The 13484-nt window shown below is 69.5% G+C and carries 9 protein-coding genes and 1 tRNA gene; 8 read left to right on the top strand and 2 right to left on the bottom strand.

Translation table 11 applies throughout. The annotated features are described in order from the left end of the window. Window positions 1-65 precede the first annotated feature (65 nt). The 6 genes from CEG14_RS19200 (at window position 66) to CEG14_RS19175 (ending at window position 6007) form a co-directional block, all read left to right on the top strand. Window positions 66-1331, top strand: coding sequence for an aspartate kinase (locus CEG14_RS19200; protein WP_094827986.1), 1266 nt, complete (start codon window positions 66-68; stop codon window positions 1329-1331). Window positions 1332-1463: 132 nt separating this feature from the next. Beyond that, window positions 1464-1556: transfer RNA gene (locus tag CEG14_RS19195), tRNA-Ser, on the top strand. Window positions 1557-1726: 170 nt separating this feature from the next. Next, window positions 1727-2782 carry a hypothetical protein gene (locus CEG14_RS19190; RefSeq protein ID WP_143277246.1) on the top strand — a complete coding sequence of 352 codons (1056 nt, stop codon included), beginning with the start codon at window positions 1727-1729 and terminating at the stop codon, window positions 2780-2782. Window positions 2783-3201: 419 nt separating this feature from the next. Then, on the top strand, window positions 3202-4215 hold the full coding sequence (locus CEG14_RS19185) for an Ig domain-containing protein (RefSeq protein WP_094827984.1): 1014 nt from the start codon (window positions 3202-3204) through the stop codon (window positions 4213-4215). A gap of 123 nt (window positions 4216-4338) precedes the next feature. After that, the gene (locus tag CEG14_RS19180) at window positions 4339-5064 is read left to right on the top strand and encodes a response regulator transcription factor (RefSeq protein WP_179280641.1); all 726 of its coding nucleotides are present in this window, start codon (window positions 4339-4341) and stop codon (window positions 5062-5064) included. 295 nt (window positions 5065-5359) lie between these two features. Next, a complete protein-coding gene (locus tag CEG14_RS19175) occupies window positions 5360-6007 on the top strand; it encodes a response regulator transcription factor (RefSeq protein ID WP_094827982.1) in 648 nt (215 codons plus the stop codon). A 15-nt stretch (window positions 6008-6022) separates the two neighbouring features. Here the strand turns inward: CEG14_RS19175 and CEG14_RS19170 are convergent, their stop codons facing one another. After that, window positions 6023-9475, bottom strand: coding sequence for an autotransporter outer membrane beta-barrel domain-containing protein (locus CEG14_RS19170; protein ID WP_179280640.1), 3453 nt, complete (start codon window positions 9473-9475; stop codon window positions 6023-6025). A 247-nt stretch (window positions 9476-9722) separates the two neighbouring features. Beyond that, window positions 9723-10685 (bottom strand): DUF3829 domain-containing protein, encoded by a 963-nt coding sequence (locus tag CEG14_RS19155; RefSeq protein WP_094827979.1) that lies wholly within the window; start codon window positions 10683-10685, stop codon window positions 9723-9725. 798 nt (window positions 10686-11483) lie between these two features. Between CEG14_RS19155 and CEG14_RS19150 the strand changes: the two genes are divergently transcribed. Both CEG14_RS19150 and CEG14_RS19145 read left to right on the top strand, forming a co-directional pair. After that, window positions 11484-12425 (top strand): siderophore ABC transporter substrate-binding protein, encoded by a 942-nt coding sequence (locus tag CEG14_RS19150; protein ID WP_373454210.1) that lies wholly within the window; start codon window positions 11484-11486, stop codon window positions 12423-12425. An 82-nt stretch (window positions 12426-12507) separates the two neighbouring features. Then, a complete protein-coding gene (locus CEG14_RS19145; RefSeq protein WP_094828285.1) occupies window positions 12508-13452 on the top strand; it encodes an ABC transporter permease in 945 nt (314 codons plus the stop codon). Window positions 13453-13484: the final 32 nt, after the last annotated feature.

The following is a 13484-nucleotide window of genomic DNA, read 5'->3' as shown; positions in this document are numbered from 1 at the left end:
TCGCGTTAAACTAGTGAGCTTTGCCCGCCTATTTTCGTCGAGCGGGCCTCCAGCCAGAGTACGAGATGTCCCTGATCGTTCATAAGTATGGCGGTACCTCGATGGGCTCGGTCGAGCGCATCAAGAATGTGGCGCGCCGCGTCGCGAAGTGGCACGCCGCCGGCCACCAGGTCGTCGTGGTGCCTTCGGCCATGGCGGGCGAAACCAATCGCCTGCTGGGCCTTGCCCGCGAAATCACGCCGCAGCCCGATGGCCGCGAACTCGACATGATCGCCGCCACCGGCGAGCAGGCGTCCAGCGGCATGCTGGCGATCGCGCTGCAGGCCGAAGGCGTGCCGGCGCGCAGCTACGCCGGCTGGCAGGTGCCCGTGCGCACCGACTCGTCGTACACCAAGGCCCGCATCAACTCGATCGACGATGCCCGCATCCGCGCCGATCTCGACGCCGGCCGCGTGGTCATCGTGACCGGCTTCCAGGGCGTGGACGACGAAGGTCACATCACGACGCTCGGCCGTGGCGGCTCCGACACCTCGGCCGTGGCCGTGGCGGCCGCGATCAAGGCGCACGAGTGCCTGATCTACACCGACGTCGACGGCGTCTACACCACCGATCCGCGCGTGGTGCCCGAGGCCCGCCGCATGCCGGTGGTCTCGTTCGAAGAAATGCTGGAGATGGCATCGCTGGGCTCGAAAGTCCTGCAGATCCGCTCGGTCGAGTTCGCGGGCAAGTACCGCGTCCCGGTCCGTGTGCTGTCGTCCCTGACCGACCCGCTTATCCCGCTCGAAGAAGAAATGGTTTCGGGCACGCTGATTACTTTTGAGGAAGACGAAAAAATGGAAGCCGCCGTTGTCTCCGGCATCGCCTTCAGCCGCGACGAAGCCAAGATCACCCTGCTGGCCGTGCCCGACAAACCCGGCATCGCCTACTCGATCCTGGGCCCCATCGCCGGCGCCAACATCGATGTCGACATGATCGTGCAGAACCAATCGGTTGCCGGCACGACCGATTTCTCGTTCACGGTCAACCGCAACGAGTTCCTGCGCACCATCGACGTGCTCAAGCGCGACGTGATCCCCGCCGTGGGCGCGCGCGAACTGGTCACCGACGAGAAGGTCGCCAAGGTCTCGATCGTGGGTATCGGCATGCGCTCGCACGTGGGCGTGGCCAGCCTGATGTTCCAGACGCTCTCGCAAGAGGGCATCAACATCCAGATGATCAGCACCAGCGAGATCAAGACCTCGGTCATCATCGACGACAAGTACATGGAACTGGCCGTGCGTGCCCTGCACAAGGCATTCGGCCTCGACCAGGCGCCCGGCGAAAAGGCCTGATGCCCTGACCGGACACCGGCTCGCGTCGCAACGCGAGCCTGTCCGAAAGCATCGGACCACACATTTTTTTGCGCGACACGGCCCCGGCGCTGGCGAAGCGACAAAAAATTCGTGTAGAATCTCGGATTCTTCGGAGACGTGCCCGAGAGGCTGAAGGGGCTCCCCTGCTAAGGGAGTATGTGGCTAAAAACTGCATCGTGGGTTCGAATCCCACCGTCTCCGCCAAGACACCGCTTCGGTGCCTGGCGGCGAAAACCAAAAGTCACCGAAGTCTAAAAACCCGCAGCGTGCAAACGCTGCGGGTTTTTTCTTTGCGGGCCGTGGCCCCGGGTTTTTGCCGCGAACCTGCACCCCCGTTGTTGTGGTCCTGTTGTCTCGTCGATACCGGAATGCCCGTGATGCGCGATGCCTTCGATGAATTGCTGTGCGCCACCGTCGTGCGCCTGCCCGCGCCGCCCAACGGCGCGGCGCAGGCGCGCGTTGCCTTTGACGAGTTGCTGGCGCTGACCGCGCCGCTGCCCCTGCCGCTGTTGCCCGAATGGGAGCGGCGCCTGCGGCACGCCTGGTGGCATGCAAGGCATCACCACAGCCGCGCCGCCGCGTCCGCGCGTGCGCCGCGGTGGCTGGCGCGCCTGCCGTTCGCGCGGGCGCGGCCGGAGGCCGCCGCGTGCGTGTTTCCGCCGTGGCTGGCCCTCGTCAGCGGCGACGGGCACGAGCGCGAAGGCGCGCTGCGCGCGCTGGCCGGGCCGGTCCCCAACCGTTTCTTCTTCGCCCTGGCGCTGCGCCGTCTCAACGACTGGGTGCCGCAGGTGCGCGCCGCCGCGCGCGCCACGCTGGTGCCGCTGGCACAGGCGTCCGATCCCGACCATGTCGTGGACGCGTTGTGCGCGGTATTGCCGGCCTGGACCTCATGGGGCCGTCTGCAGGCGCCGGAGCGCGCGCTGATGGCGGCGCTGATCGCGCTCGACGGCGTCAACGCCGCGCTGGTGAGGCGGCTGCTGTCGGCCACGCACGGGCCCCTGGCGAGCGCGCTGACGCAGTGCCTGCGCACGGCGGCGCTCGATCCGCATCTGAGCGCGATCGCCGCGCGCGCCGTCCAGCCCGCGGTGCGTGCCGCGGCGTATCGCGCGCTGCTGTCGGGCAGGGCGGTCTGGCTCGAGGGACACGAGCGGGAATGGATCGACCTGCGCTACTGCGTGAGCCGGATGCGGCCGATCCTGGGCGAGCGGCCGCTCGACCACGCGCCGCCGTTCCTGCAGACCCTCGCGGCGGCCGCCGCCGATCGCGCGTTTCGGGTGCGCCGGGTGGCCGCGCAGGCGCTGGTGATCGAGATGGACAGGCTCGCGCCCGACGTGCTGACCGAGTGGGCGCGGCGTTTCGCCGGCGACCGCTCGCCCTGCGTGGCGCAGCGCGGCGCGTTCATCCTGGAGCGCCTCGCCGCGGCGCGCTGAATCCTCCGGGCCCGCGCCTTCCGGCGCCTGGCCCCCGACACCACGAGACGCGGCCACGGCCGCGTTTCTGCGTTGCGGGCCGCGCATCGTGCACCGCCCACCGTGGCATCGACGCGCGGCCGCGCCCGGGCACGTGCCCACGCGAGACTCGATCCGAGAGTTTTGCGCCCGCGCCGCGCACACCGGTGCGCGCCCGCCAAGTCGAGTATTTCCACTCTACTCGCCCCAAGTTCGACAAATGCAGAATGCATGCCGTTCGTGCGGGCCCCGAGATTTTGCTGAGGATTTTCGGGGCAAGCGTCGAACAAATTCGCATCCGCGATCGGTCGCATCCCACTTGGAAAAAAAGGACTCTGATGAAACGTCATACTGTTTACGCCGCGCTGGCCACGGCGAGCGCCCTTCTTGCCGTGTCGTCAATGTCTGACGCCGTCGCGGCCGCGCAACCGGCGGAGCGGGGCAAGGCGCCGGTCGGCCGCCTGATCGAACGGGTGGTGCCCGCCACGTCTGCGGCGACACCCGCTGCGGCGCCCGCCGCGGAACCGGCCCGCGTGCCGACGAAGTCGCGCGGGCTCGCGGTCACGTCCGGCACCCACCTGGCCTCGCGCCTGCTCAAGGTCCGCACCTCCGGCGGCACCGGCAACGTCAGCTTCCGCCTGCTCGATGCCGCGGGCAAGCCGGCGCAGCTGCCGCCCGGTCTCGTGTTCGGCGATGACGGCTCCCTGTCGGGCGAGGTGGCGGTGGTGTCCGCGCCCAAGACGATGAACTACGTGATCGAGGTGCGCGACTCGGGCGGCGGCCGCGCGACCAGGGCCATCCAGTTCACGATCAATCCGCCGCTGAACGTGAGCGCCGGCGTGATCCGCGCCACGGCGGGCGGCAAGATCAGGACGCCCATCAAGGTGGTCAAGGTCTCGGGCGGCACCGGGGCCTACACCGTCAGCTACGCCGACCCCGCGGGCGGCACCTTCCGCCTGCCGCCCGGCCTGGTGCTCGACGGCGCCGGCAACCTGAGCGGCGCCGTGCCGATGAACACGGAGAAGCTCGAGGGCCTGACCGCGACGGTGGCCGACGAGGGCGGCGCCAGCGTGATGGTGCCGCTCGAGTTCAACCTGGGCCCGGCGCTGGAGGTGGCCACGGTGCCGCTGCAACTGACTGCGGGCGCAACCATCTCCGCGCCCATTCCGGTGGTGAGCGCCGCGGGTGGAAGCGGGGCGGTGCGCTACACGTTGATCGACAAGGACGGCGGCGCGACGGCGCACCTGCCCGAGGGCCTGCGCTTCGATTCGGCCACCGGCACGATCAGCGGACAGGCGCCGATGGTGCCGCAGTCGGGCGCGTTCATGATCTACGCCCAGGACGCGGGCGGCGGCGAGGCCCGCGGCAAGTTCGAGTGGACCGTGAACAAACCCCTGGAAATGATCATGGACTAGTGTCCCGGGCAGGCGGGATCGATCGCGGAGGCCATGTTGTGCGCGTGCGCAGTATGGCCTCTCTTTCATGCAAGGCGCCGGTCCTGCCGCGCGCGGCGGGCGCCGGCCCCATGGGGAAGGCACGTGAAGATTAATCTGATCGAAGACAACGAGGACTGGGCCAAGCGGGTATGTGAATCTCTCGCCGTCATGGGGCATGCGGTGGACTGGTACGAGAGCTGCACCGAGGGGCTGGCCGAGCTGCGGCGCGGCAGCTACGACGTGCTGATCGCCGACACCCATCTGGCCGACGGCGATGTGCTGGCCCAGCTGGCCCAGATCCGGTTCGAGTATCCCACCATGGGCATCATCACGGTGTCGATGCAGCGCGATGCGAACCTGTGCGCCGCCAGCCTGGGCGACGGCGCCGACTATCACCTGGCCCGGCCCACCGACATGCATCTGCTCGAGGCCAGCATGGTGGCGCTGCAGCGGCGCATGCAGGCCGCGCCGCACGTGCGCGAGGACGACTGGTGCTGGTCCCTGTCGCTGATGGAGGGCGCGCTGTTCGATGCGGCCCGCGAGGTCGAGGTCAGCCTCACGGACAAGGAGGCGAGGCTGATGTTCGTGCTGCTCATCAGTCCCGGTATGCCGGTGAGCCACGAGCGTTTGTCCCAATTCCTGGGCGATGCGGAGTCCTACTCCGGCCGGCACCGGATCGACGTGCAGATGCACCGTCTGCGGCGCAAGCTCGCCGGGCTGCGCGGCACCCCCTTCGTCATCAAGAACTTCTACTCCAAGGGCTTCATGCTGGTGTCCTCGCGCGGCGCGCGCTGCCAGCTGGTCACCAACGTGGACGCCGTCGAATGAGCGTGCTCCGGGCCCGCGGTCGCCGCGGCAGAGGCGAGGCGCAAGCCGCGTGGAATTGTCTGAATGTAGTGTGTGGGATGCCGAGGCTTGCGCGGGCTTGCGGATGCGTGCTGGAGGCGCGTTCGCGGGCGCGTGCGCGCGTGTTGCGGCGCCTGGCGCGGCGGGCGGGGGGCGGACCGGGCGGATCGCGTGGCGCCGGCGGCGCGTGGCGGCCCGCTTGCGTAGATACACTCATTCGCCGGTCCAGCCAGGCCACTAAATTCACCTCGTCTCTCACGAGTTCAAGCAGTGAAAAATGTCTCTGAAAATACAGAGCCCGACGGTGCATGTGATTCACGAAGAGATCGGGTGGGTGTGGGAAGTCGAGCATGCGTTGAAGAACCTGAACGCGCGTTTCCGCAGGTACTCGAGCTCGACGAATTTTCTGCGGTCGTTCCACCCCGGTCCGTGCGAATGCATCATCATCGACGAGGCCTTGGCCCGGACCGAGGAGGGCAGCGTGCTGTCGCTGCTGCACGACAGGGGCGTTGATTCGCCGCTGATCTTCATCGCGAAGACCCCCAACGTGAGCGAAGCCGTGCACGCCATGCGGCACGGCGCGTTCGATTACTTCTCGCTGCCGCTGGCGCGCGCCGAGTTCGGCGACCGGGTGCAGGCCGCGCTGGAGCGCAGCCATGCGCTCTACTGTGCGCGCGAGGAGCGCGGCCGGCGGGTCGACATGCTGGAGCGCCTCACCCCGCGCGAACGCGTGATCGCGCAGGAGGTGGTCAACGGGCTGTCCAGCAGGGAGATCGCCATGAAGTATTCGGTCTCGACCCGCACGGTGGAGAACCACCGCGCCCGGCTGCTGGCCAAGCTGGAATTCAAGACCTCGTTCCAGCTGGCCCACCTGTTCATGGCGCCCGTCTCGGAAGGGGCGGGCGAGCCGCCGCCCCCGCGCTAGCGGCGCCGGCCGCATTCAGAACAGTATCTTCAGGCCCACGTTGCCGCCGTACGAGCTCGTCCGCGCGCCGCCCACGCTCTGCTCCATGCTGGCCTGCAGGTTCAGGAACGCATTCTTCGCCACCAGGCGGTCGTAGCCCACGCGCAGCCCCAGTCGCGGGCCCGGCGCCTTGTCGTGGAACGCGATCCGGCCCAGCGTGGCGGTGGAATAGGTGCTGGCGGACCGGCCCAGGCTGCCCAGCACGCTGGCGGTGACCCACAGCGTCGAGGTCCGACGGGTGTGCGGGTTCCACGTCTTCGAGGTGCGCACGCCCAGCCGCGCGGTGAGGGTGTCGAGGGCGGGCAGGCCCACCGCGCTGGCCGCGTCGCTGCTGTTGCCCAGTTCGATGTGCTGATAGATGAGCTGGGCCTGCGGTTGCACGCGCAACAGGTTCTCCTCCGCGCCCCATGCAAACGACTTGCCGACCTCCGCCGAGAGCGCGAGGCCCCAGCCGCTCGCCTTGAGCCGGAGCTGGGGCAGGGCGGCGCGGGTGCGCACGTCGATACGGCTGAGCTGCGTCACCAGGTCGAGGTAGCCGCCCTTGGCACCGAAGCGCGTGTAGTAGGCGCCGATGCCGTAGGTGTTGAGCTGGCTGCGGCCGGCATACTCGCTGCTGCCGCGGCTCTGCCAGTAATGGTCGACCCGCGTACTCGTGGTCGCGCCCGTGAAGAACAGCCCGGCGCTGCGGCGCGACAGGCCCTGGGTCTGGACGTAGACGTCGCTGCCGGCCTGCACCCCGGCCATCCACGAGCGGGTGGCGATCTCGCTTTGCAGCAGGCCGGTGGCGGCGCCGGCGTCGCGGTCCACGCCGGTGAGCAGCCGGGCCCAGGCATAGGGGTAGACCTTGTCGGCCAGCGTCTCGGTGGCGCCCATGCGCGCGTTCAGGGTGCCGATGGCGAGCTCGCCCTGGCGGGCGGCCTGCATGCCCAGCTGCGAGTAGATCGACACCTCGGGCCGGACCTCGCTGGTGAGGTACCAGTTGTCGGGATGGCGCGCCACGCCGTTGATGACCCGGCCGCCGTGGCGCAGGCCGTAGACGAAGGCGCCGCTGCGATTGCCGTTGGGCGACTGGCCGTCCTGCACGAAGGCGTTGTCGGTCTTGCCGCCGGACTCCACGATCAGGATGCCGTCGTCCTCGAGCGGATCGGCGCCCTCGGTGCCCTGCATCTTCAGCGCCACGCGGGTCGTGCCCGTGGCGCCGTTCTTCAGCACCAGGTAATCGGCCACGCCGTGCGCGGTCGGCTTCACGTACAGCGTCACGGCGCCATCCTGCCCGATCAGCCTGTCCATCAATACGCTTCTGCCGATGGCCTGGCCCAGGGGCCGGGGGTCGAGAAAGTTCGCGCGTCCGGCCAGCGTGAGCGCGCCGATCGCGCTGTGGTGCGGCAACAGGTCGTCGGGATAGCGCTCGTCGATGTAGATGTTCCACTCGCTGCTCCGGTCGAGCACCACGTTGGGCACGCCGTCCATCCAGCCGTTCACCACGGCGTGCTTCACGTCCAGCGCCTCCTGGTTACCGGGCTTGTGATGGATGGAGAGGATGGCCGCGAGCCCCGTCTCCGGGGCACCGAACGTGGTGTCTTCGATGCGCAGCGTGCCGCGGTCGATGTAGGTGCGGCCGGCGAAGGAGATCGGGCCCTTGAGCGTCGTCGTGCCCGCGCCGCTCTGGGTCAGGTCGCCGTGGCCGCTGATCGGATTGCGCAGCGTCAGCGCGTCGCTGCGATTGATCACCAGCGCGGAGTTGATCTCGATCGGCCCCGTGCCCAGGCTGCCGGTGGTGCCGCCGTTGCCCAGGTTCAAGGGGCCATCGATGCGGGTGGTGCCGACCCGGGTCATGCCGCGGAAGTCGTTGTCGCTGACCACGGTGAGCCCGCCGGCTCCCACTTTCACCAGCGTGCCGGCGCCGAGGATGTGACCGTGCAGCGTCACCTGCGTCAGGTGGGTGTTGCTCGGTTCGACCAGGATGCCGCCCATGCCGTCGAACGCGAGATCGTGTCGAATGTCGGCGTCGTCGAGGATCTGCAGCGTCCCGCCGTTGAACCTGACCGCGTCCTGCACGCTGCCCAGCTGCTCGTCGCCATGGACGGCAAGCACGCCGCCGGTCAGCGTCCAGGGCGTGCGCGCCTGGGTCGGCTTGTTGCGCAGTTCCCAGAGCCCTTCCGCGGTCTTCTCGAACGACGTGAACCCTTGGTAGAAATCGGTGGTGGCCACGTTGGTGCCCAGCGCGCCGAACTTGGACACGTCGAAGGCGCGGCGCGCCTTGGTCTGCGGGTCGACGGGGCCGGGCCCGTCCAGGATCAGGCGGTTGTTGCGCGAGCGCGTGGCGTCGACCGCGCCCACGATGTCGCTGCCCGCCAGCAGCCGCAGGGTCGAATCGTTGGCGCTGGGCTCGTACATGATGGCGACGGCCTGCGCCGCGCCCACGCCCGGCACGATGCGGCCGGCGTTGATGATCCGGGTGTGCGCGCCCAGCACGTGGATACCGTAGCCGCCGATGGAGGTGCCGCCGGCGCCGGCGGGCGGTCCGCCCTTGGCCTGGCCGCCCTTGCCGCCCAGGCCGCCGGGCGCCGCGCCGCCGCCCCCGCCGCCGCCCGTGAGGTGCAGCGTCGCGTCCGCGGCGTCTTCGCCGTTCAGGCTGTCCATGTTGCCGGGCAGACCGCCGGCCGCGCCATAGGCCGTGCCACCGCCGGCGCCGGAGCGGCCGCCGCAGCCGCTGTCCGGACCGGTGCCGTGGCAGCCGAAGGGGTTGTTGCTGCCGCCGGCGCCGCCGCCTCCGCCGCCGTAGCGTTCGTCGCCTTGCGTGCCCGCGCCGCCAGGATGGCTGGCGTCGCCGCCGTCGCCGGGCGTCATCGGCGTGCCGTTGAATGGGATGTCTCCGCCCCCGCCGCCGCCCCCGCCGGCGCCGCCGATGCCGTCGCCGCCGCGGCCGCCGTGGATGGAGTTCAGACTGTAGGCGCTGCCGCCGCCGCCACCACCCCCGCCGCCGGCCCCGCCCTGCAGCAGGCCCTGGTTGATCAGGATGGCGCCGTCGACGCGCAGCTCCACGCCGTGGCCGCCCTGGCCGCCGCTGCCGCCGGGCGCGCCGCCGCCGTCCGTTTCTCCGCCGCCGCCTCCACCGCCGCCACCGCCGCCCGCGCCACCGCTCAGGCGCTGCTCGTTGACGAAGGGTTTGCTGGCATCCGTGACGACCACCGCCACGGCGCCGTTGCCGCCATCGCCGCCGGGCTTGCCGGGGGCGCCGCCGCGACCCGGTGCGCCGCTCACGCCGATGATGTCGGCCTCCGCGGCAAACGGCATGAGCGCGAGCCCGAGGGCGAGATGCAGCGCCACGTGATGCGCGCGCTGTTGCCACGGCGGGGGCGTCCGCGTGTCGATCGCCTCGAAGGGAGCGAACATGGGACGCAGGCGTTTCGCGTTGAACTGAGCCATCTGGATTCCTCTCTCGACCCGCTGGGTGGTGCCGTGCGCTACGGCAAGTAGCGGCATCCTATGGGACCGTGCCGAGGCTGTAGTGAGTAGCTTTACCCTTGCACATCAGGCACTTGCGGCCTTGATGGCGGGTGAGGGGACGAGAGGGATCCCGCGGGGCGCGCCTTTCTTCGGGACGAAAAAAAACCGCGGCCTCGGGCCGCGGTCTGCTTGTCGCCGGATCACGCGGACGTGATCGGGACGGGCATCAGCACTGGTTCATGTTCAGTCGGCTGATCATGTTGTTGTAGTTCTGGCGCAGCGAGCTCGAGTCCATGTCGATGGTCGGGCGGATCATCTTGAAGGCGCCGGTGCGCTTGGCGTCTTCGGCGTAGCGGCCGCTGGTGGTGTGCTCGATCGCGGTGCGGCCGGTCGACAGGTAGGAGTTGACCTGCAGCATCAGGCTCGGGCAGCCCTTCGGGTTGGACTCGCGCATCTTGGCGTCGTAGCCGAGCGCCATCTTGTTCATCTCGTCGAGCGACTTGCCGAACGGCTCGAGCTGGTCGCCCAGGCCGGTGCCGTCGAACAGGCCTTCGGCCTGGTCGAAGCTCTGCTTGCCGTAGTAGATCAGGCCGGCGCGATAGTAGGCGGCGGTGTCCTTCTTGGCGTTCTCGAACTCGGCCTTCACGCGGGCGCGGTCCTTGGCGTCGATGCCGCCGAAGAAGGCGGCCTGCGCGCTCACCACGCCCTTGAGCGTCTCTTCGTAGGCGGCCATGATTTCCTTGCCATGGGCGCCCTTGTCGCTCATGTAGGTCTTGGCGCTGATGTAGTTGTTCATGTCGGCGCTGATCGGCTGGAACTTGGCGATGGCATCGCTGAACGCGCGGGCGGGGCCGTCGAGCTCGGCCATGGCCAGGTCCATGCCCAGCGCCTTGTCCAGCTGCTCCTTCACGTTATCCGCGGTGTAGGGCGTGCCGTCGCTGATCGACAGATCCTTGAGGGCTTCCTTGCCCGAGAGCTTGGGCTTGAGGTAGCGCTCCCAGTTGTCGAGCGCGCGTTCGTAGGTCTGGCCCGCGCTGTTGGCGGCGCCGACGTAGGCGTTGTACTTCTGGATCTCGGCCTGGCCGGCGGGGATCTTGGGGCTTTCCGAGGCGTTGTCGTTGCCGCAGGCGGCCAGCGCAAACGCGCAGGCCAGGGCGGCCAGCGCACGGGATGCGTTCTTTGCAAACATGGTGAAAATCCTTGTGGATGACGGTATGGGGCGCGCGGATCCCTTGCCGCGCGCGGGTGAGGCGCCTCTGCGCCGCGGCTTATCGCGCCGCGTGTTGCGCGAGGGGATCTGACGGAAAGGGGGCGGGCGTGCCGGGCGGCCTGCGCACGCGCCAGCGCGCGGGCTCGGCCCGGCGGGCGTGGGCGCCGATCGGCGCCGCGCCGGGCGGGGTGATGGGCAGATGGCTTGCGGTGCTTTGCGAAGTCATGTTGCGCGTACAACTAATAAGCTTATGGGGCAAGGCGCGCATGATACGTAGGCCGGCGCGGGGTCGGGGTTACAAGATCATTCGCTCGTTTGCCGAAATTGTCGGGTGCCGCCGTGGCGCCGGCTCGGCCACGCCGTTTTCGCCGTGCCCCGATGGTTGTGGCCGCAATCAATGGGTCGAGACGCGGGGCCGAGTCGGCGGGCGCCGTCGGTCAGGGGGCGACCCGCACCGCGCCGCGGCGGGCCGCCGGGCCGTCTTTGCGCCGTCACCGCCTTTGTTTGCGCCATCGCCAGATTTCGGTCCGATTCCAAATCGCGCTTCGAAACAGGCGCCCAAGTTCGCCCAAGTTCGCGCTATTCGCCGGCAACGGTCCCGAAACGGCGTTGGTCACCATTTCGTGGGTGGGGGCTGCGTGATAGCATCGCAAATCATTCTTGTTTGACCGACTCAGCGCGCGACGCGCCGGTCCGGTCGGGATGCGTGCACGTGCTTGAGCCGGCGACGCCACCCGTCGGCCGCGCGGGTCGCGGCCGCACCAGGACACATCCCTCATGATCCGCTCGCATTCTCTGTCCCGCTGGGCCTCCGCCTGCGGCGCCGCCCTGATGGTGGCACTGGCCCCGGCGGCCGTGCACGCCCAATCGCAGGTCCAGATCACCGACGCCCAGGGCGCCCGCAGCGTGCCCGCCAAGCCCGCCAAGACGGTGGTTATGGACCTGGCCGTGCTCGACACGCTGCACACGCTGGGCGTGGACGTGGCGGGCGTGCCGGCCTCGGTGCACTGGCCGAAGCATCTGGCGCAGTTCGGCGACAAGCGCTATCCCAAGGTGGGCTCCATGTTCGAGCCCGACTACGAGGCCATCAACAAGCTCAAGCCGCAACTGATCTTCGTGGCCGGCCGCTCGGCCCCCAAGTTTGCCGATCTCGCGCGCCTCGCGCCCACGGTCGACCTCACGGTCAAGCCGGGCGACCTGGTCGGCAGCGTGGAGCGCAACGCCCGGCTCGTGGCCAGCATCTACGGCAAGGAGGCCGAGGCCGACGCCAAGCTGGGCGCGCTGAAGCAATCCATCGCCGCGCTGCGCGAGCAGGGCGCGCAGGCCGGCACCGGCCTCATCGTGCTGACCACCGGCGGCAAGATGAGCGCCTATGGCCCGGGTTCGCGCTTCGGCGTGATCCACGATGCCTTCGGCGTGAAGCCGGCGGCCGCCGACCTGAAGGTGTCGAACCACGGCCAGGCCGTGTCGTTCGAGTTCATCGCCCAGACCAATCCCGACTGGCTGTTCGTGATCGACCGCGACGCGGCGATCGGCCGCGAAGGCGTGGCAGCGCGCCAGATGCTCGACAACGACCTGGTGCGCGGCACCACCGCCTGGAAGCAGCAGCAGGTGGTCTATCTCGACGGCAGCAACTGGTATTCGCTGGGCGCCGCCGGCCTGACCTCGCTGCAGCAGAGCGTGGACGAAGTTGCCGCGGCGCTGGCCGCCAAGCGCTGATCGAGGCAGCGTGAGCGTGCGCACCACGGCGCCGCGCGGCGCCGGCCGCGCCTGGCGGGGCGGCCCCGCGGGGCTGGTCCTCATGACGCTGTTGCTGGCCGGGCTCTGCCTGGCCAGTATTTCGCTGGGCGCCGGCAAGTTCTCGCTGTGGGACCTGTTCGGCGGCCCGCAGGCCGAGCGCACCTGGCAGCTGCTCTGGGTGAGCCGCGTGCCGCGCACGCTGGCGCTGCTGCTGGCCGGCATGTCGCTGGCGGTGGCCGGCCTCATCATGCAGATGCTGCTGCGCAATCGCTTCGTCGAGCCCTCGACGGCCGGCACCATCGAATCGGCCACCTTCGGCATCCTCTGCGTCGCGCTGCTGGCGCCGCAGGCGCCGGTGCTGGGCAAGATGGCCGCCGCGACCGTGAGCGGGCTGCTGGGCAGCCTGTTGTTTCTCGCGCTGCTGCGCCGCGTGCCGCTGCGCTCGCCGTTCCTGGTGCCGCTGGTCGGGCTGATCCTGGGCGGCGTGATCCATGCCGCCACCACCTACATCGCCTTCCGCTACGACCTGCTGCAATCGCTGCACGCCTGGACCACGGGCGACTTCTCCGGCGTGCTGCGCGGCCGCTACGAGCTGCTGTGGATCGGCCTGGTGCTCACCGTGATCGCCTACATCACCGCCGACCGCTACACGCTGGCCGGCATGGGCAAGGACTTCGCCTCCAGCCTCGGCGTGAACCACGCGCGCCTGACCTTCATCGGCATGCTGATCGTGTCGGCGATCTCGGCGGTGGTGGTGGTGACCGCCGGCAGCATCCCGTTTCTCGGCCTCATCGTGCCCAACGCCGTGAGCCTGATGTTCGGCGACAACATGCGCCGCGCCATTCCGTGGGTCGCGGTCCTGGGCGGCGCGTTCGTGCTGGCCTGCGACATCGTCGGCCGCCTGCTGCTCTACCCCTACGAGGTGCCGATCGGCACGGTGGTGGGCGTGATCGGCAGCGCGCTGTTCCTGTGGCTGCTGCTGCGTCAGCGAGGCCGTCTTGGCTGACCGGCTCGCCGCGATCGGGCCGCGCGGGCGGC

This window comes from Bordetella genomosp. 1 (assembly GCF_002261335.1).
GTDB lineage: Bacteria > Pseudomonadota > Gammaproteobacteria > Burkholderiales > Burkholderiaceae_B > Bordetella.
This window is presented reverse-complemented; position numbering and strand designations above follow the sequence as displayed.

Bases quoted from the DNA above. Each gene is read 5' to 3' on its own strand.
- CEG14_RS19200 (WP_094827986.1), top strand. From the start codon at position 66: ATGTCCCTGATCGTTCATAAGTATGGCGGTACCTCGATGGGCTCGGTC.
- CEG14_RS19185 (WP_094827984.1), top strand. From the start codon at position 3,202: ATGTCTGACGCCGTCGCGGCCGCGCAACCGGCGGAGCGGGGCAAGGCG.
- CEG14_RS19175 (WP_094827982.1), top strand. From the start codon at position 5,360: ATGTCTCTGAAAATACAGAGCCCGACGGTGCATGTGATTCACGAAGAG.
- CEG14_RS19170 (WP_179280640.1), bottom strand. From the start codon at position 9,475: ATGGCTCAGTTCAACGCGAAACGCCTGCGTCCCATGTTCGCTCCCTTC.
- CEG14_RS19155 (WP_094827979.1), bottom strand. From the start codon at position 10,685: ATGTTTGCAAAGAACGCATCCCGTGCGCTGGCCGCCCTGGCCTGCGCG.
- CEG14_RS19150 (WP_373454210.1), top strand. From the start codon at position 11,484: ATGATCCGCTCGCATTCTCTGTCCCGCTGGGCCTCCGCCTGCGGCGCC.
- CEG14_RS19145 (WP_094828285.1), top strand. From the start codon at position 12,508: ATGACGCTGTTGCTGGCCGGGCTCTGCCTGGCCAGTATTTCGCTGGGC.